This window comes from Microbacterium sp. MYb45, from assembly GCF_002979655.1.
Classification (GTDB): Bacteria; Actinomycetota; Actinomycetes; order Actinomycetales; family Microbacteriaceae; genus Microbacterium.
Map to the genome: position 1 here is coordinate 218,160 of NZ_PCPG01000002.1, position 18,244 is coordinate 236,403.

Annotated in this window: 19 protein-coding genes and 1 tRNA gene; 11 read left to right on the forward strand and 9 right to left on the reverse strand. The window is 69.9% G+C overall.

Annotated elements, in window-relative coordinates:
• Positions 1 to 2 precede the first annotated feature (2 nt).
• Genes CQ034_RS07470 through CQ034_RS19410 form a run of 6 tightly spaced genes read left to right on the forward strand, consistent with a single transcriptional unit; the run spans position 3 to position 5,138 of the window.
• Complete coding sequence (locus CQ034_RS07470; RefSeq protein WP_105710534.1) at positions 3 to 1,178, forward strand: YbdK family carboxylate-amine ligase; 1,176 nt, start codon at positions 3 to 5, stop codon at positions 1,176 to 1,178.
• 9 nt (positions 1,179 to 1,187) lie between these two features.
• Entirely contained in the window at positions 1,188 to 2,585 is a 1,398-nt protein-coding gene (locus CQ034_RS07475) for an MFS transporter (protein WP_105710535.1), read from the forward strand.
• A gap of 47 nt (positions 2,586 to 2,632) precedes the next feature.
• Entirely contained in the window at positions 2,633 to 3,436 is an 804-nt protein-coding gene (locus tag CQ034_RS07480; protein ID WP_105710601.1) for an endo alpha-1,4 polygalactosaminidase, read from the forward strand.
• A gap of 9 nt (positions 3,437 to 3,445) precedes the next feature.
• A complete protein-coding gene (locus CQ034_RS07485; RefSeq protein ID WP_146114815.1) occupies positions 3,446 to 4,096 on the forward strand; it encodes a DUF4352 domain-containing protein in 651 nt (216 codons plus the stop codon).
• Positions 4,093 to 4,656 (forward strand): hypothetical protein, encoded by a 564-nt coding sequence (locus tag CQ034_RS07490; protein WP_105710537.1) that lies wholly within the window; start codon positions 4,093 to 4,095, stop codon positions 4,654 to 4,656. Before CQ034_RS07485 ends, CQ034_RS07490 begins: the two co-directional genes overlap by 4 nt.
• Complete coding sequence (locus tag CQ034_RS19410) at positions 4,653 to 5,138, forward strand: hypothetical protein (protein ID WP_146114816.1); 486 nt, start codon at positions 4,653 to 4,655, stop codon at positions 5,136 to 5,138. Before CQ034_RS07490 ends, CQ034_RS19410 begins: the two co-directional genes overlap by 4 nt.
• On the opposite strand, the gene CQ034_RS07495 is transcribed toward CQ034_RS19410, so the two are convergent.
• Positions 5,025 to 6,290: a hypothetical protein gene (locus tag CQ034_RS07495; RefSeq protein WP_105710538.1), complete on the reverse strand. Its 1,266-nt coding sequence runs from the start codon at positions 6,288 to 6,290 to the stop codon at positions 5,025 to 5,027. The two genes, CQ034_RS19410 and CQ034_RS07495, sit on opposite strands and share 114 nt — an antisense overlap.
• Before the next feature lie 148 nt (positions 6,291 to 6,438).
• Between CQ034_RS07495 and CQ034_RS07500 the strand changes: the two genes are divergently transcribed.
• On the forward strand, positions 6,439 to 7,509 hold the full coding sequence (locus tag CQ034_RS07500; protein WP_374956812.1) for an iron-containing redox enzyme family protein: 1,071 nt from the start codon (positions 6,439 to 6,441) through the stop codon (positions 7,507 to 7,509).
• Positions 7,506 to 7,712, forward strand: coding sequence for a CDGSH iron-sulfur domain-containing protein (locus CQ034_RS07505; protein WP_029262217.1), 207 nt, complete (start codon positions 7,506 to 7,508; stop codon positions 7,710 to 7,712). Before CQ034_RS07500 ends, CQ034_RS07505 begins: the two co-directional genes overlap by 4 nt.
• Positions 7,713 to 7,736: 24 nt before the next feature.
• On the opposite strand, the gene CQ034_RS07510 is transcribed toward CQ034_RS07505, so the two are convergent.
• Entirely contained in the window at positions 7,737 to 8,516 is a 780-nt protein-coding gene (locus tag CQ034_RS07510; protein ID WP_105710539.1) for a YggS family pyridoxal phosphate-dependent enzyme, read from the reverse strand.
• Positions 8,517 to 8,622: 106 nt separating this feature from the next.
• Between CQ034_RS07510 and CQ034_RS07515 the strand changes: the two genes are divergently transcribed.
• Entirely contained in the window at positions 8,623 to 9,633 is a 1,011-nt protein-coding gene (locus CQ034_RS07515) for a type I glyceraldehyde-3-phosphate dehydrogenase (protein WP_105710603.1), read from the forward strand.
• Positions 9,630 to 10,370, forward strand: coding sequence for a glutamine amidotransferase (locus tag CQ034_RS07520; RefSeq protein WP_105710540.1), 741 nt, complete (start codon positions 9,630 to 9,632; stop codon positions 10,368 to 10,370). Before CQ034_RS07515 ends, CQ034_RS07520 begins: the two co-directional genes overlap by 4 nt.
• Positions 10,371 to 10,425: 55 nt before the next feature.
• On the opposite strand, the gene CQ034_RS07525 is transcribed toward CQ034_RS07520, so the two are convergent.
• Complete coding sequence (locus CQ034_RS07525; protein WP_029262212.1) at positions 10,426 to 10,971, reverse strand: carboxymuconolactone decarboxylase family protein; 546 nt, start codon at positions 10,969 to 10,971, stop codon at positions 10,426 to 10,428.
• 121 nt (positions 10,972 to 11,092) lie between these two features.
• Between CQ034_RS07525 and CQ034_RS07530 the strand changes: the two genes are divergently transcribed.
• Positions 11,093 to 11,944, forward strand: a complete 852-nt coding sequence (locus CQ034_RS07530) for an AraC family transcriptional regulator (protein WP_105710541.1) — start codon at positions 11,093 to 11,095, stop codon at positions 11,942 to 11,944.
• A 21-nt stretch (positions 11,945 to 11,965) separates the two neighbouring features.
• Here CQ034_RS07530 and CQ034_RS07535 read toward each other — a convergent pair whose 3' ends face one another.
• The 6 genes from CQ034_RS07535 to CQ034_RS07560 form a co-directional block, all read right to left on the reverse strand.
• Complete coding sequence (locus CQ034_RS07535) at positions 11,966 to 13,078, reverse strand: DegT/DnrJ/EryC1/StrS aminotransferase family protein (protein WP_105710542.1); 1,113 nt, start codon at positions 13,076 to 13,078, stop codon at positions 11,966 to 11,968.
• 45 nt (positions 13,079 to 13,123) lie between these two features.
• Positions 13,124 to 13,194: transfer RNA gene (locus tag CQ034_RS07540), tRNA-Cys, on the reverse strand.
• 13 nt (positions 13,195 to 13,207) lie between these two features.
• Positions 13,208 to 14,443 (reverse strand): aminotransferase class I/II-fold pyridoxal phosphate-dependent enzyme, encoded by a 1,236-nt coding sequence (locus CQ034_RS07545; protein ID WP_105710543.1) that lies wholly within the window; start codon positions 14,441 to 14,443, stop codon positions 13,208 to 13,210.
• Positions 14,444 to 14,454: 11 nt separating this feature from the next.
• Positions 14,455 to 15,816 carry an aminotransferase class I/II-fold pyridoxal phosphate-dependent enzyme gene (locus CQ034_RS07550; RefSeq protein WP_105710544.1) on the reverse strand — a complete coding sequence of 454 codons (1,362 nt, stop codon included), beginning with the start codon at positions 15,814 to 15,816 and terminating at the stop codon, positions 14,455 to 14,457.
• A gap of 104 nt (positions 15,817 to 15,920) precedes the next feature.
• Complete coding sequence (locus CQ034_RS07555) at positions 15,921 to 17,300, reverse strand: NAD(P)/FAD-dependent oxidoreductase (RefSeq protein ID WP_219860772.1); 1,380 nt, start codon at positions 17,298 to 17,300, stop codon at positions 15,921 to 15,923.
• 125 nt (positions 17,301 to 17,425) lie between these two features.
• Positions 17,426 to 18,238, reverse strand: a complete 813-nt coding sequence (locus tag CQ034_RS07560) for an ABC transporter permease (RefSeq protein WP_105710546.1) — start codon at positions 18,236 to 18,238, stop codon at positions 17,426 to 17,428.
• Between the last annotated feature and the right edge of the window lie 6 nt (positions 18,239 to 18,244).

Below are 18,244 nucleotides of genomic sequence, written 5' to 3' on the forward strand. Positions count from 1 at the left end.
GGATGACCCGCTTCGGCATCGAGGAGGAGTTCCTCTTCCTCGATGAGCACTCGCTGGTGCCCGTGGCCCTGGCCGCCGGCACACGCGAGCGCATCACGCGGCTCCGCACCGGCGGCGAGGTCACGAAGGAGTATCTGACCTCGCAGATCGAGTGCCTCACCGAGCCCGTCTCGACCGGAGCGGATGCCGAGGCACAGCTGCGACACCTGCGCGAGCTGATCGAGTGGCACGCGCAGGAGCAGCAGGCGATCGCGGCCTCGTCGGGAACACCGTTCGCTACGACGCGCTCCTCCGCCGTCTCCCCGTCCCCGCACTACGACGTGGTCGCCGAGCAGCTCGGCCGTCTCACCCACGATCACGAGGTCAACGGCCTGCACGTGCACGTCGAGGTGCTCGACGACGAGGAGCGGGTGCGCGCACTCGGCCGGGTGCGCGGCTGGTTGCCGGTGCTGCTGGCCCTCACCGGGAACAGCCCGTTCGTGGAGGGCCGCGACACCTCCTTCGCCAGCTGGCGCAGCATCCTGATCCGTCGTCTGCCCGGCTCGTGGAGCCCGCCGCACTTCCGCGATCTCACCGACTACCGCTCGGGGGTGCAGCGGCTCATCGATCTGCGGGCCATCGCCGATGCCGCGTCGCTCTCCTGGGCGGTGCGCATCTCGGAGCGCTACCCGACGGTCGAGGTGCGGGTCTTCGATGCGCAGCTGACTCCGGAGGAATCGGTGCTCGCCGCGCTGCTCAGCCGCGCGATCGTGCTGACCGACGACCAGCCTCCCGCCGCGATCGGCGCAGATGTGATCGACGCGTCGCTGTGGACCGCTGCTCGCCGCGGCATGGACGCGCGTGTGATCGACCCGACGACCGGGGAGATCGACGACGCCCGGACCGTCGCCGAACGGATGCAGGCCGTGATCGCCCCGGCGCTTCGTGAACTCGGCGACGAGGAGTGGGTGCACGACGGGCTCGCCCGGCTGCGCACCGACGGCACCGGCGCCACCCGGCAGCGCCGCAGCGTCGAGCAGAACGGGACGGCCGGGCTCGCGCGACTCCTCCGCGCCGGAACGCCGGCACCCACCCGGCTCCCCGTGCGCCTCGACCCGATCCGCACGGGTAACGACAGGAGCCCGCGCCCGCGCCCGCAGCCTGACCACCGCCGCCCGGGTGTCCACCGCCGGGAGTAATGTCGGCCTGTGGCCTCCTCCTTCGCCCCGCTCCAGCGGCTCGTCATCTCGATCGCCGTGCTCGCCTCGTTCGTGACGTTCCTCGACGGCACCGTCGTGAATGTCGCCCTGCCCGCGATCAGCCGCGAACTCGGCGGCGGCATCACCACTCAGCAGTGGGTGGTCGACGCGTACCTGATCACGCTGAGCGCGCTGATCCTGCTCGCCGGATCGGTGTCCGACGCCTACGGCCGCGTGCTGGTGATGCGCATCGGTCTGATCGCGTTCGGAATCGCCTCCATCGCGGTGGCCGCGGCCTTCGATCCGCTCATGCTGATCATCGCCCGGGCCGCGCAGGGTGCGGCCGGCGCGCTGCTGGTGCCGAGCTCGCTCGCGCTCATCACCGCGACCATGCGCGCCGACGTGCAGTCCCGGGCGATCGGTGTGTGGACCGCCTTCACGACCGGAGCCCAGCTCGTCGGCCCACTGCTCGGCGGCCTGTTCGTCGACTACCTGTCCTGGCGCTTCGTCTTCCTCATCAACGTGATCCCCATCGGCATCACCCTGCTGCTGCTCGCCCGCCTGAAGCTTCCGGAGCACCCGCGCGGCATCAAGGTCGACTGGTGGAGCGGTGCGCTGTGCGCGCTCGGCCTCGGCGCCGTGGTGTTCGCCCTGATCGAGCAGCCCAACATGGGGTGGCAGTCGCCGGCGATCTGGATCCCCGCTGTCGTGGGTGCTGCCCTGTTCGCCCTGTTCCTGTGGCGCCAGCAGCACTCGGCCTCGCCGCTCATGCCGCTGTGGCTGTTCCGGGTGCGCGACTTCGGCTGGGGCAACCTCGCCACCCTCTTCGTGTACGCGGCACTGTCGCTCAACGGCTTCGTCGTCGGTGTCTACCTGCAGCAGGGCGCGGGTCTCAGCGCCACGGCGGCCGGGCTCGCGAGCCTCCCGATGACGATCCTGATGATCCTGATCTCTTCCCGCGCGGGACAGTGGGCCGGCCGGTGGGGGCCGCGCATCTTCATGACCATCGGTCCGCTGATCATGGCGGTCGGCGCGCTCATGCTGCTGCTCGTCGCAGACGACTTCGACTACTGGTGGCAGGTGCTGCCCGCGATGATCGTGATGGGTCTCGGCCTCTCGCTCACCGTCGCGCCGCTGACCGCCGCGATCCTCGGGGCGATCGACGAGAACCACTCCGGCATCGCCTCGGCGGTGAACAACGCGATCTCCCGCGTCGCCGGTCTGCTCGTCGTCGCGATGCTCTCGACGATCGTCGGCGGCACCCTCGACCTCGACGGCTTCCACAATGCGGCCTGGGTCACGGCGGCGTTGCTCGTCGTGGGCGGCGTGGTGTCGTGGATCGGCATCCGCCGCAACCCGGCCGAACCGGCGCCGGCCGACGTCGCCGCGTCCGGCGCCCCGCAGTGACCGTGCCCTCGGGGACGCGCCGGGGCGGGGCGCTGCTCGCCGCCGCCATGCTGGTGCTGGCGCTCGGCGGATGCGCGGCGCCCGCCGCTCCCCCCGCGTCCGGCGAATCGTCGGCACCCGCCGCGTCGTTCAGCCTTCCGCCGTCCGGCGCGACCCCCGACTACCAGCTCGGCGGTGCGTACGAACCGGCGTCCGAGGTCGGGATCGTCGGCCGGGACCGGAGCGCGGAGCCGGCCGAGGGCGTGTACTCGATCTGCTACGTCAACGGGTTCCAGACACAGCCCGACGAACTCGACTCCTGGCCCCGCGACCTGCTGCTCCAGCGCGACGGCGAGGTGGTCTTCGACCCGGACTGGCCCGACGAGGCGTTGCTCGACACCTCCACAGCCGAGCGCCGCGACCGGATCGCCGCCACCGTGATCCCGTGGATCGAGGGGTGCGCGGATGATGGCTTCGACGCCGTCGAGTTCGACAACCTCGACTCGCACACCCGGTCGGACGGCGCGCTCTCGTTCGACGACAACCTGGCGCTGGCCACGCTGCTCGTCGACGCCGCCCACACCGCCGGCCTCGCGGCCGGGCAGAAGAACACGGCCGAGGATGCGGCCGTGCTGCACGAGCGGGCCGGCTTCGACTTCGCTGTCACCGAGGAGTGCGCGGTCTACGTCGAGTGCGGCGCCTACGCGGCGGTCTACGGCGATCACGTCATCGACATCGAATACGCCGACGAGCTGCCCCGCCCGTTCGCCGAGATGTGTGCGGACCACGACTCCCCGGCATCGATGGTGCTCCGCGATCGCGACCTGGTCACCCCGACCGACGACGACTACGTGTTCGAGACCTGTCGCTAGGCTGACGGCGTGACGAGGACAGGCGGAGTGGTCGATTCCGTACGCCAGGCCGCCTCCGGTGCCTTCAGCCGTGCGGCGGTGCCGCTCTGGGCCGTCGTGGTCGCGATCGTCGGCCTGCTGGGCGCGTTCGTGGCATTCGGCGGCCTCGCTCCGGCGACGACGCAGCCGTTGCTCGTTCCCGTCGGCAGCGAGGTGCGCACCTCGCTGTACACCGTGACCGTGATGGACGCCGAGGTCACCGACGAGGTCGAGGAGCAGTATCTGGAGGCGGAGCCGGGCGAGACTCTGCTCATCGTCACGGTGCGACTGGAGAACCTGTCCGACCGCGCGGTCGGGGTGGAGGGCACGGCCGACCAGGTCGCCTCACGGCTCCTCTCGTCGAGCGCACCGCTTCTCGAACTCTCCGGGGTGACCGTGACCGACACCGCGCGCTCCTGGCGGACGGACGGTTCGCTGCGCGCGGTGGTGCTGCAACCCGGCGTCCCCGCCGACGTGCGCATCGCCTTCCCCGTCGCCGACGATGCGCTGGACGAGCACGAAGCCCACCTCGATGTGTACGACGCCAGGGAGCAGTCCGGCCAGGTCATCCTCTCGCCGTCGGCGATCACGTGGCGGCGGACCGACCTGATCGCCCGCACCCCCGTGGAGGTCGATCCGTGAGCGCGCGCGGCGGATGGGTTCCGTGGGTCGCGGGTGTCGCACTCGTCCTCGCGGCCGGCGTGGTGACGGCGGTTACACCGCCCGAGGATGCGCTGACCGATCCCTTCTTCACGAGGGTGGCCGTCGACGATACGGCGACTTCCCGTACCCTCATCGCCGCGGTGCAGGAGACCTCGTTCGCCGACAGATTGACGGTGGCGGACAAGTGGGAGGCTGACGGGAACTGGCTCGTGATCGAACTCGCCGTGTCCGCACCGACGACGGAGGAGGACGCCGTGATCGGCGTCGCCAGCCTCGTGGTCGACGGGCAGGTATTCCTGGCGAGCGAGCGTCCGCCGACATCGCTGCTTCGGGCCAAGCTGCGAGTGGGCACCGACACCGTCGGGACACTGGCGTTCGAGCTTCCGGAGGGCCTGCGGACCGGGAACGGAGAGCTGCGCCTCACCGGTGAGTACCCGACGCCGCGTCTCGACGACGTCATCACCTTCCCGCTCTCGCTCGATGAGGTGCCGCAGGAGACCGACAGGGAACTCGACGAGCCGCGATTGGGGGCGCCATGACCTGGTGGCGGACACAGCGCTTCGCGCTGGTGGCGCTCGTGGTGGCCGCGGCCGCCGCGATCGCTGTGCACGTCTGGTTCGATGTGCTGCCTGCCGCCCCGAAGAGCACGCAGGTGCAGGATGCGGAAGAAGGGAGGGCCGAGGTCGCCGGGCAGACACTCCGTCTGGACTCCGCCCGCTGGGATGAGTTCGAGGCACCGGCGGGATCGCGGACACTCAGCATCCGGATCGATGCCAGGGCGGAGGGCGAGTCCGCCGGATGCGGGATGTTCACCCTCGCCGAGACCGACGGCGCGCGCGTCTGGACCAACGCCCGGTCCGTGCTCGACGTGCCCTACGACGAGGGCGAGTCGGGCTGCCAGAAGGAGTCAGGCTCCTCCGTCATCCTCGCGGTGTTCCTGCTCCCCGACGACGCCGACGGGCCGTTCGTGCTCGACATCCCCGGCACCGACGAGATCGCGCGCTTCCCCATCGAACCCTGATTCGCGTGTGCCCATCCGTGCTTCCGGGCGACCCACCACGGTGTCGAAGGCGGTCGCCACGATCGCGACACGCAGCGGCTCAGCTACGGCGGCCACGGCGACGAGGAGAAGCGGGAAGAAGCCCGACCAGAACGCGGTGTCGTGCGCGCCGATGAGTTGCAGAACGCCGCGCGAGCCGACCTGCTCGGCCCACGACCACACGGCATACGCCAGTGCCGTGCAGCCGAACACGACGGGGCCGCCGCGCCAGATCAGGGCCAGTGCCGCCCACAGCCCTTCGAGGCGGAGTGCGAGGTTTCGCGCGAGGTTCGACACCGCACCAGGGGGCGCTTGCTCGATACGCCCCAGCACCGCCGGAGTCGCGTCGAAGGTCGTGCCGTAGATGACGCCGGCCACGGTCAACCATGCCGCGGGCACGACGACCGCGGCGACCACCAGTCCGACCAGCCACAGCACCGTCTCCCACAGCGTCGCCACCGGGAGCACGTGGGCTCCGAACCAGTCGCCGATGCCCTCGAACCAGGCGATGCCCGCTCGCTCGGCGATCCACTCCTTGGCCTGCGCCCACCACTGGCCCACCAGGGTGAAGAGCATGAAGGTCCAGACCACCTCGGCGTACGCGGCGAGCGCGAGCGTCCACGACGGCAGTCTCCCGCCGATCCGAGCGAGGAGCACGCGCACGACGAGCGCGATGACCAGCACGGCGACCGGCAGCACGCCGACCGCGATGAGGCCGCCGCGGTCGCCGAGCTGGGCGGCGTCGTAACTGGCGTCGCGCAGGGCGATGCCGCTCGCGATGTTGAAGAACGCCTTAATGTCGACGTCGAGCATTCCCCAGGCGGCATAGAACGCGAAGAACGGCAGGATGGCGACCAGCGTCGTCTGCGCGAACTGCCGGTAGCCCGGGCGGTGGTCGGATGCGCTGTGCGGCAGCGACCGCTGCACCGTGAGGTACATGGCGACGTACGACACCAGGCGCGCGGCCACGGCGAGCGGCAGGAGCAGGAGTCCGCCGAGCGTGGTGAGTCCGCCTACGAAACCCGCGAGCTGCACGAAGATCTCGTGAAGAGCCTCGCCGGCGAGATACCAGGCCGCCAACGCGAGACCGTGCCGTGCGAGGAGGCGCCCGAAGGTGCGCACGGCCGGGATCATGCCCCCACGGTACCGGTTCGCTGACCGCCCCTGCGGAGCGGATGTCGACACCCCGCCCGCGCCGCGGCGCGTATGCCCCGCACGCCCGTCTGCGTCAAGTCCCTGGAGCGGATGATCCACACGCGGCAGGATGCGAAGCATCGCACCGATGGGAGCCCTGTTCATGACCGTATCCGCCCCGGCATCCGCCCCGGCCGCAACCCTCCCCTTCGTCGACAGAGGGCCGCTGAGTCACGCCGTCATGTCGCACCTGACGGGCGACGACGACGCCGCTGCCGCCGACCACACGGGCCTCGCGACCGCTGCCGTGGCGGCGAGCGCTGACGTGGTGCGCGACGACGACATCCAGCTCGCGCTCTTCGTCCTCTACGCCTCGTCCTACGGATCGCTCCCGCAGCTCGATGCCGACCTGGAGTGGGACCCCGCCCTTCTCACCACCCGCCGGATCCTCGAGGAGGCGTTCGAGAGCGCGCTGCGCGCGAGGGTGCCGATGCCGGAGTCTCCCGAGCCGACCGTGGACGCCGTCGGCCGCGCGCTCTTCGCCCTGGCCGCCGCCGACACGGGACCGAGCCTCTCGCGGCACATCGCGAAGAAGGCCACCAGGGAGCAGGCGGAGGAGACCCTCATCCAGCGCTCGGTGTACACGCTGCGCGAGGCGGATCCGCATTCCTGGGCCATCCCGCGTCTGGAAGGACGCGCCAAGGCCGCCCTCGTCGAGATCCAGTCGGACGAGTACGGCGGCGGGCGACCGCAGCGCGTGCATGCCGAGCTCTTCGCCCGCGCGATGCGTGCCGCGGGCCTCGATTCCACGTACGGGGCGTACGTCGACGATGTGCCGGCGATCACTCTCGCCTCGCACAACATGATGTCGATGTTCGGGCTCAACCGCCGCCTCGTCGGCGCGATCGTCGGGCACCTGGCCGCATTCGAGATGACCTCGTCCATCCCCTGCCGCCTGTATGCCGACGGCCTGCATCGTCTGGGGTTCGACCCGGATGTGGCGGCCTATTTCGAGGAGCACGTCGAGGCGGATGCGGTGCACGAGCAGATCGCCGCGCGAGACCTCGCAGGGAGCCTCGCCGAGGACCACCCCGAGCTGCTGCCCGACATCCTGTTCGGCGCGGCGGCGTGCCTGACGGTGGACGGTTGGGGCGGCGAACACATCCTGGAGTCCTGGCAGGCGGGCACCTCGTCGCTCCGGCCGCGGGTGGCGTCATGAGCGCCCGGACCGAGCCGCCGTCGATCACGCCGTATCCCGACGGACCGCTGCTCGTGCGCGGCGACGTCGAACTGCGCACCGCCGACGGTGAGCCGATCGAGCCGCATCGCCGCACCGTGGCCCTGTGCCGCTGCGGGCTCTCGACCCTCAAGCCGTTCTGCGACGGCACCCACAAGGCGGCGGGTTTCCGCACCGACGACTGATCGCCGCGCCGACGTCGTCGCCGGTCAGGCCTCGGGCCAGTAGTAGCTGTCGGGGAGGGCGCGGGCGCCGAAGATCGCCTGTCCGACGCGCACGCAGGTCGCCCCCTCCTCGACGGCGATCTCGTAGTCCCCCGACATCCCCATCGAGAGCTCGCCGGTGCCGATCAGGTCGGGGGCGTCTTCCCTGGCCTGGTCTCGCAGTGTGCGCAGGAGGGAGAAGCATTCACGCACACGGTGCTCGTCGGGCGTCAGGATGGCGAGCGTCATGAGTCCACGCACGCGAAGGCTCTGATACGAGGGCAGCGCCTCGAGGAACGTGGGGAGTTCCTCCGGCGGCATCCCGAACTTCGAGTCCTCCGCCGAGGTGTTCACCTGCACGAAGACGTCGAGGCTGCGTCCTGCCGCCTGCAGGCGCCGGTCGAGCGCTTCGGCGACACGCAGCCGGTCGAGGGCCTGGAACTCCGTGGCGAACCCGGCGACGTCCCGTGCCTTGTTGGTCTGCAGATGTCCGATGATCGACCAGGACACGTCGAGGTCGGTCGTCTCGCCGTGCTTGCGCACCGCCTCCTGCACCTTGTTCTCTCCGAGCAGCCGCATGCCGGACTCGATGGCGACCCGGACGCGCTCGGTGGGGACGGTCTTGCTCACCGGAAGCAGCGTGATGTCGTGCGGGTGACGCCCCGCGCGACGGGCCGCCTCGTCGATGCGTGCGCGGACCGCTGCGATGTTGGAGCGGAAGTCTTCGACGGTGAACGCCGTGGGGTATCGATCGTCGGCCCCGTCCGGCCGTTCCATTTTTGACATAGGCCAAAGACTAACATAGTCTTAGGTCGATCTGATGCGAGGCTGGATCGCCTCGCGCCACACCCGACAGATCGCTCCGGATCCTCACCACCCCCGAAAGAACTCCATGCCCACGAAGATCGCCATCAACGGACTCGGGCGGATCGGGCGCAACCAGCTCCGCCTTCTCATGACGCGCAGGTCCGACCTGGAGCTGGTCGCGCTGAACGACCCGCGCGGCGCTCGCGGGATCGCCGACCTCCTCGAGAGCGACCGGGGAAGCGGCCGGCCGACAGCCGCGACCCGACATGACGACAAGCATCTCTTCCTCAACGGCCACGCGATCCGGGTGTACGCCGAACACGACCGCCGATCCCTGCCGTGGGACGAACTCGGCGTCGACATCGTCATCGAGTCGACCGGCCAGGCCGCCCGCGCAGACGCCGCGAGGGAGCACCTCGCCGCCGGCGCCGAGAAGGTGATCATGACGTCGCCCGCTGCCGGCGACGACGGGACCTTCGTGCTCGGCGTGAACGACGGATCGTACGACCCCGACCGGCACCACGTGATCTCCAGCGGCTCGTGCACCACGCTCTGCCTGGCGCCGGTGCTGCAGGTGTTCGATGACGCCTTCGGGATCGACGCGGCGCTGATGACGACGGTCCACTCAGGCTCCGTGGACGACTGCGTCCAGGACATCCCCCACGCCGACCTGCTGCCCGCGGGAACCCGAGACGCGAGGATCACCGCGAGCAGCCTGGGCGCCGCCGAGGCCGTCACCCGCGTCCTCCCGCACCTCGACGGGCGGCTCGAGGGCACGGCGCTGCGGGCTCCCACGCTCAGGGGGTCGATCACGCATCTCACCGTCACGGCGACGCGGACCGTGACGGCCGACGAGGTGAGAGTGGCCTTCCAGACGGCTTCGGAGGGAAGACTCAAAGGGATCCTGCGCTGCGCCGACGATGAGATCGCCGTCTCGGACTCGGTCATCGACCCGCACTCGTCGATACTGGACACCACGCTGATCCGCGCGACCGGCTCCCAGGTGAAGATCTCGGCCTGGTACGACGACGAGTGGGGATACTCGCATCGTCTCGCCGAGCTCATCGCGCACGTCGCAGAAGGACGGACACCATGACGATCGATTCCTCGCGGTCGCGCAGCGCCCTCGCATTCCGGCACGTCCACTTCGAGGATCTGGGAATCCTCGAGCCGCTCCTGATCGAGCGCGGGTATCACGTGGAGTACGTCGACCTCGGCGTGCAGGCGATCGACATCGAGCGGGTCGACGACGCGGATCTGCTGATCGTGCTGGGCGGTCCCATCGGGGTGTACGACACCGTGCACTATCCGTTCCTGCACGCGTCGAAGGAGGCGATCGCGCACCGACTGCGCCAGGACCGGGCGATGCTGGGCATCTGCCTGGGCGCACAGCTGATCGCCGAGGAGATGGGAGCAGTGGTCGCTCCGACCGGGTCCGTGGAGATCGGCTACGCGCCGCTCGAACTCACGGCCGAGGGGCTCGACTCTCCCCTGCGCCCCCTCGACGGGCTGCCCGTCCTGCACTGGCACGGCGATGCCTTCGCCATCCCAGAGGGCGCCCGCCAGCTCGCCCGCACTCCGGACTTCCCGAACCAGGCGTTCGCCACCGACACCGTGCTCGCACTGCAGTTCCACCTGGAGGCCGACCATCGCACGATCGGGAACTGGCTCATCGGGCACGCGCACGAGCTGCACCACCACGACATCGACCCGCGCACGATCCGCGAGCAGGCGAGGATCCACGGCCCGCGGCTCGAGACCGCCGCTCGCACCGCGATCGCCGCCTGGCTGGACGAGGTCGACAGCCCAGCGCACCACGCCGACGCGAACTGAGACGGCACGACGAAGGGCCGGGACCTGATGGTCCCGGCCCTTCGTCGGTGGCGGATCAGCTCGCGCGGCGCAGTGCCACGCTCGGGAAGTCCACCGGCACATCGAGGGCGATGTTCACGTAGTTCGTGAACAGGTTCAGCGCCACCTGGCCGATGGTCTCGACGATCTGCTCGTCGTTCCACCCCTGCGCGCGGACCGCGTCGACATCGGCCGAGGACACCTGTCCGCGGGCGTCGACGAGCTTCAGCGCGAATGCCAGCAACGCGGCCGTGCGCGGATCGTCGGACTCGCCGACCTGTGCTGCGGCGAGCGTCTCGCGCGTCAGACCGGCCTTCTTGCCGAGTGCGGTGTGCGCCGCAAGGCAGTAGTTGCACGAGTTGCGGTCGGCGACCGCCACGGCGATCTGCTCACCGAGGGCCGCCCCGAGGGTGCCGCCGCCGTACGCGCCGAATGCGCTCCACATGCTCGTGAGGGCAGCCGGGGAGTTCGCGACGGCGCGGAACATCGCCGGCACGGTCCCGAAGGCCCCGGCGATCTGGTCGAGCTGCTCCTTGACGGGTCCGGTGGCCGATTCGCGTTCGATGAGAGAGACGTTGGGCATGTGATGCTCCTTCGTTAGCAGGATGAGGCCGATCGGCCTCACCTCAAGCCTTCCGGGAATCGCCGGACGATGCGCACCAGAACGTCTTGCATTCATGACTGATCGTCCAGATACTGGAACCATGCCCTCTGTCGACCGCCTCACTCCGCTGCTCGAGCGCTTCCGCGTACGCACGCGCCTGTTCCACACCGGCCCCCTGTGCGGCACGACCGCCTTCCCGGCGAGCAGCGGTCACGGCTACCTGCACGTGCTGCGTCGCGGAGAGATGGAGGTGACCCACCGTCGCCCCGACGGCAGCACCGAGCGCGAGGTCATCACGCGGCCGAGCCTGCTGTTCTTCCCGCGTCCACTCGATCACACCTTCCTCAACGCGCCGACCGACGAGTCGGACTTCGCGTGCGCGACGTTGGACTTCGACGGCGGGGCCACACATCCGCTCGTGCGCACGCTTCCTTCGACGATCGTGCTGCCCCTCGATGAGGTCGCCGCGCTCGCCCCGGCGCTCGACCTGCTGTTCTCCGAGGTCGACAACGTCCGCTGCGGACGCCCGCTCGTCGCCGACCGCATGTTCGAAGTGGTCCTGATCCAGCTGCTGCGGTGGATGCTCGACAACAGCGGGCGCCTCGACCTCCCGCCGGGCCTGCTTCCCGGGCTCGCGGACGAACGGCTCGCCCCGGCACTCGTCGCGATGCACGAGGCGCCCGGCGATCCCTGGAACCTGGAGTCGCTGGCGCGCCGGTCGAACATGTCGCGGAGTGCGTTCGCCGCGCGGTTCAAGGACGTCCTCGGACGATCGCCCGGGGACCACCTCACCGAGTGGCGTCTCACCGTCGCACAGGAGCAGCTGCGCGCCGGGATGCCGGTGAGCACCGTCGCCGCGGAGCTCGGCTACGCCAGCGCCTCGGCCTTCTCTCGGGTGTTCGCCCAGCGCATCGGCCATTCGCCGAGAGCGTGGCTCGCCCTGGCCGCCTGACCCGCAGCGGAACCCCGGCGATCAGCCGCCGGCCGACATCACGGCCTCGAGACCGTTGACGACCCGGTCGAGGTCCTCGCGCGTGAGCGACGGGTGCACCGGGATCGAGAGCACCTCCTGCGCCGCCCGCTCGGTCTCGGGCAGGTCGGCCCCGGGGGCGTATCGCTGCAGCGAGGGCAGCCGATGGTTGGGGATCGGGTAGTAGACGCCCGCCCCGACCGCGTGCTCATCACGCAGAGCATCTCGCACCCGGTCGCGCTCGCCCCCGGCGATGCGCACCGTGTACTGGTGATACACGTGCTCGGCGCCGTCGGCGACCCGCGGGATCGTGAGCCCGTCGATGCCGGCGAGAGCCGCATCCAACAGCGCCGCATTCCGCTGACGCTGCCGGGTCCACTCCCCGACCTTCCGCAGCTGCACGCGTCCCACCGCGGCGTGCACCTCGCTCATGCGGTTGTTGTATCCGACGATCTCGTTCGCGTACTGCGTCTCCATCCCCTGGTTGCGCAGCAGCCGCATGGTGCGGGCGATGTCCTCGTCGGCGCACGCGACGATGCCGCCTTCGATGGCCGTCATGTTCTTGGTGGGATACAGGCTGAACATCCCGAATGCGCCGATGGTGCCGGCGGGACGACCGCGCCAGGCCGCGCCGTGCGCCTGCGCCGCATCCTCGTAGATCGCCAGACTGTGCTCGGCCGCCACCGCTTCGATCTCGTCGACGAGGAACGGATGCCCATAAAGGTGCACCGGCATGATGCCCTTCGTCCGCGGCGTGATCGCCGCGCGTACCCGTGCCGGATCGAGGGTGAAGTGCACCGGCTCGATGTCGACGAAGACGGGGGTCGCGCCCGCGAGGACGACGGAGTTCGCGACCGCCGCAAACGTGAACGACGGCACGATCACCTCGTCTCCCGGTCCCACTCCCGAAGCGATCAGGCCCAGCAGCTGCCCGCTCGTGCCGGAGTTGACGGCGACCGCCGTGCGCCCCTGGAGGAACTGGTCGGCGAACTCCGCCTCGAACGCGGCGACCTCCGGGCCCTGGGCGAGCATCCCGCTGCGCAGTACGCGCTCGACAGCTGCCACCTCCTCGTCGCCGATGAGCGGTTTGGCTGCGGGAATGAATGCGCTGTCCATGGCGGGATGCCCTTCGTCGGCGTCGGCTCTCTCGAGCCCGGTCTGAGGTGGAGGCAGGAATCGAACCTGCGTGCACGGTCTTGCGGACCGCGACCTGGCCACTCGGTCACTCCACCGGGTCGGAGGCGCTCAGCCCCCTGGCGGTGAGTATCCGCTCAGGAAGGAGCCGAAGCGCCGGAGAGCATCGGTGAGCACATCGGTCTCGGGGAGGAAGGCGATCCGCAGGTGATCGGGGGTGCGCAGGTGGAACGCCCTCCCGTGCACGAGGAGGATGCGCTCCGTGTCGAGGAGGTCGAGGACCAGCCGTTCGTCGTCGTCGATGCGGTGCAGCTCCGGATCGAGGCGCGGGAAGAGATACAGCCCACCACCCGCGACCTGGGTGCGGACACCCGGAATCGCGTCGAGCGCGTCGAGCGCTGCGTCCCGCTGCCGCGTGAGCCGGCCATCGGATGCGACCAGCACGTCGAGCGAGTCATCCTGCGTCAACGCGGCCGTGATCGCGTGCTGCGCGGGAACCGACGCACACATCCGCATGGATGCCAGCAGTCGCACGCCGGAGAGGAACTGGTCATCGGCATGGAACCCGGTGGCCGTCATCCAGGCAGCGCGGTAGCCCGCGACGCGATGGGTCTTCGACAGCCCGGCGAACGTCACGCAGGGCACATCCGGCGCGACCTGCGCGGTGGAGAGGTGCTCGAATCCGGGATAGACGACGCGGTCGTAGATCTCATCGGAGAGCAGGAGGAGCCCATGTCGTCGCGCGAGCTCGGCGATCTGCTCGAGCACCTCGCGCCCGTAGACCGCACCGGTCGGGTTGTTCGGGTTGATGACCACGATCGCCGCGGTGTGCGGGCCGATCAGCGCCTCCATAGCCGCGATATCCGGCATCCAGCCGTCGGACTCGACGCAGGGGTAATGCACCGGCTGCCCTCCGGAGAGCACGGTCGATGCGGTCCACAGCGGATAGTCCGGGCTCGGGATCAGCACCTCGTCGCCCGGCTCCAGCAGCGCCTGCAGCGTGAGCCCGACGAGCTCGGAGACGCCGTTGCCGACCGTGATGTCGTCGATCGAGAGAGCGGGGAAATCGCGGCGGTGGGCGTAGTGCGCGGCGATGGCCTCGCGGGTCTCGGGCAGACCCGCCGATTCCGAGTAGCCGTGCGCGTGCGGGAGCGCGGAGCGCAGTGCCTCGACGATGGCCGCCGGAGCCTCGAACCCGAAGGGGGCCGGGTTGCCGATGTCGAGCCGCAGGATGGACTCACCACTGCGCTCGAGTTCGGCTGCGCGTGCCGCGACGGGGCCGCGGAGGTCGTACAGCACGCCCTCCAGCCGGGAGGAACGCCCGATCCGGTACTCGGCGCCCGCCATACCGCCCGCCCTCACGCCCCCTCCCCCGTCGCACGGACACCGGCGATGGCCGTGGCGAGGTCGTCGACGAGGCGCTGCGTGTCGGCGTCGTCGAGGTCGTGCACGGTCAGGCGCAGGTGCGAGTCACTCGTCGAGCCGTCCGGATCGAGCGCGAACTCCGCACCGGAGCGGGCGAGCCAGCCCCGCAGGGCGAGACGACGGGCGGCCTCGGCGGTATCGCCCTGGACATCGACCCAGACGTTGAGTCCGTCGTCGCCCTGCGCGTGCACTCCCCGCTCGGCGAGCAGCGCGACGAACGCGCGGTTGCGTGCCGCATAGTGCGCGCCGGAGTCGGCGATCAGGTTCTGGGTCGCCGTATCGCGCAGCATCCCGGCGGCGAGCCGCTGCATCACATGGCTCACCCACATCGTGCCGGGGCTGAGTCGCAGGGCCAGCCGGTTCGCGGTGACCGGATCGGATGCTGTGACCGCGAGGCGCATGTCGGGTCCGAGGAACTTGGACACCGAGCGCACCAGCGCCCATCGGTGATGGGTGGGAGCGATGATGCTGGAGTAGGGCGTCGTCGAGAGCAGCGAGAAGTGGTCGTCTTCGACGATCAGGACATGCGGGTGCTCGGCGAGCACCTCGCGAAGCGCCATCGCCCGCGCCGCACTGATGCCGACACCGGTCGGGTTGTGTGCGCGCGGCGTGCAGACGATCGCGCGGGCGCCGCTCTCCAGTGCGGTGCGCAGCCCCTCGACGGTCATCCCCTCGCGGTCGACGGGGATCGCGACGGGCGCGTACCCCGCCAGGCGTGCGGTGTGGATGCTGGAGAGGAAGCACGGGTCTTCGAGGCCGACGCGGTCGCCCTGCACCAGGCTCTGGGCGAGCAGGCGTTCGACGGCGTCCACGGCCCCGGCGGTGATCGACAGACGGAAGGGTCGAGGGTGGTCGGCGGCGATCCACTCCGTGGCCCATTCGGCCAATGCGGGATCGATCACGGATTCGCCGTAGAGCACGTGGGCGGGCTCGACACCGGCGAAGGCGGCGGCGAGATCGGGCAGATGCGCGGCATCGGGGTTGCCGCTGCCGATATCGCGGAGCACGGTCCCCGCGGTGAAGCCCTCGTCGGGGTTCTGCGCAGGACCGAGCACCGTCGTACCGGTGCGACCGCCCGTGATAGCGATGCGTGCGGTGACCAGCGCGCGGTAGGCCGCGAGCACCGTGTTGCGGTTGACGCCGAGACGCGCGGCGAGGGCCCGGACCGAGGGGAGGTGATCGCCCGGGGCGAGCTCTCCGCGATCGACGAGATCGCGCACGCTCTCGGAGATCTCGGCGGCGGTGGAGCCCGCGATGCGGTCGGAGACGTCGTCGCGATCGCGTGCCTGAGCCATGGCTCGACGCTATTCGAGATTTTGGCCTATGTCAAAGTCACGCCGGCTCGACAGAGGAGCGGGTCCGGCATCGCCGGCCCCGCTCCTCCCCTGCTCCCGCGCCGTTACGACGCGACCAGCACCGCCTGCGCCGCTTCGAGCCCGCTGGAGTGCGCGCTCGCGATCGAACTCTTGATCGCGCCGGCCCAGAACAGCGTGTCCTTCGCCGGCCGGTAGATCGTGTCCTGATCCCGCTCGCCGGTCGCATACGCCCCGAGGGCGAACTCGTCGTCGCGCCAGTCGTAGTTCGACGCGTTCACGTAGTTCAGCCCCTGGTCGCCGGCGAGCTTGCGCACTCCGGCGAGCGCCGCGTCGAACCGCTCCTTCTCCGGAAGCGCGAGCAGCTCCCGCGCACGATCCCCGGCGTCCCAGGCCACGATGAGCTGGCCGTCGTAGCCGGGCATCCCGGTGGACTCGTCCCAGAACTGGCAGGGACCCTCGTCGTGCTGGTTCACCATGTCGAAGCTCTCCGGGCGCACCGGGTGGTCGAACTCGAGGATGGTCTTGTACGCGACGGTCTGCTTCACCGCGTCGATGGCCGCCATCCGGTCGTCCTCCAGCGGCGGCGAGAAGGCGATCGACTTCTGCTGCAGCACCCCGATGGGCACCGTGACGACACAGGCATCCGCCTCGAAGGTCTCGGATCCCGCCTGCACACTCACTCCGGATCCGGAGTAGTCGATCGTCTCGATCGGCGTCTCCAACCGCACCTCCACGCCTTCCCCCACGGCGTTCAGGATGTCGACGTACGGCGCGAGCAGCTTGTAGTCACCGGCGTACCCGTCGGGCTCGATCACCCCGGTCTTCGACACTGTCAGGCAGGCGGTCAGCGTGTCGACGACACCGTAAGCCGGGTAGACGGCGAACTGCTCGGTGTCGACCTGGATGCCCAGGAGCGCGAGCGGGTAGTTCGTCGGTGCGATGCCGAGGCGCTCCAGGTACTGCAGCGCCGACTCCTTCGCCGTCGGTTCCGGCAGCGGCACCACGAGCGCGGGCGTGCCCTCGGGGAAGGCGTAGAAGTCGGGGGTGTCCCAGCCGACCCACGGCGTGCTCGGGCTGTAGCGGGAGAACTTGTTCTCGAACTTGCGCCCCTCGATGCCGAGCTTCTGCGCCCAGGCCCAGGTCTCGGTGTCCGGCCCGCCGTGACACAGCGATGCACCGCGCTCGTGCGGGATGCTCATCAGGGTGCGGTCGGTCCACAGGCGTCCGCCCACGCGGTCGCGCGCCTCGAGCACGATCACCTTCTTGCCGGCGTCCATCAGCTCCCGCGCGGCGGCCATGCCGGCGGAGCCCGCCCCGATGACGATGACGTCGTAGGACCCTCCTCCGCTTCCCGCGGACGGCGAGGGCGATGCCTCATCCGGCCCGCACCCGACGAGCATGATCGCGCCCGCCCCGAGCATCCCGCCCAGCACTGCACGCCGCGAGAAGACGACGTCACTCATGCGCTTCTCCATCAACGAACTCCTTTGATCGTGGAAGACCGAAAAACTGCTGTGTGCCTGACTGCAGCCCCCTGCAGTCCCCCAGATCTGAGCGAGCGCCGCATCCGGCGACGCCCGCGTCCGCGTCAGTCGCGCTCGTCGACCTCCTTCCCGAGCCGCTGTGAGATCCACACCGGGATGAAGGACGCGACGATGACGACCGTCGCGACGACGTTGACGACGTTGGCCTCATTGGGCCGCGCCATCTGGTTCATGATCCACAGCGGCAGGGTGTCGACGCCGGGAGGAGCCGTGAAGATCGTCACGTACACCTCGTCGAAGCTGAGGGCGAAGGCGAGGATGGCGCCGGCGATGAGCGCGCTGCGGAACTGCGGCAGCGTCACCAGCACGAACGTCTGCCACGGGCTCGCCCCGAGGTCTTTCGACGCCTCCTCGATGCCGGGGTTCATCCGTCGCAGCCGCGCGAGCACGTTGTTGAACACCATGACGATGCAGAAGGTGCCGTGCGCGATGATCATGCCGTAGAACCCGACCTGGATGCCGATGGGCTCCAGGATCTGGTTGTACGTGTTGTTCAGGGCGACGCCGGTGACGATGCCCGGCAGGGCGATCGGCAGCACCACGAGGAGATTCACGGCGCGCTGACCGAAGAACGAGTACCGCTGCAGCGCGAAGGCCACGAGCGTTCCGAGGATCACGGCGATCACGGTGGCACCGGAGGCGACGAGGACCGAGTTCAGCAGAGCCGCGCGCACCGGCTCGCTGGTGAACGCCTTGCCCCACCATTCGAGCGAGAACCCGGTGACCGGCCAGCTCACGATGCGCGCGGAGTTGAACGAGTTGAGCACGACGAGCGCGAGCGGGATGTACATGAACGCGAGCACGATCGCGACGATGATTCCGAGCACGACCTTGGAGGTGCGGGACAGTCTCAGCATGCGCGA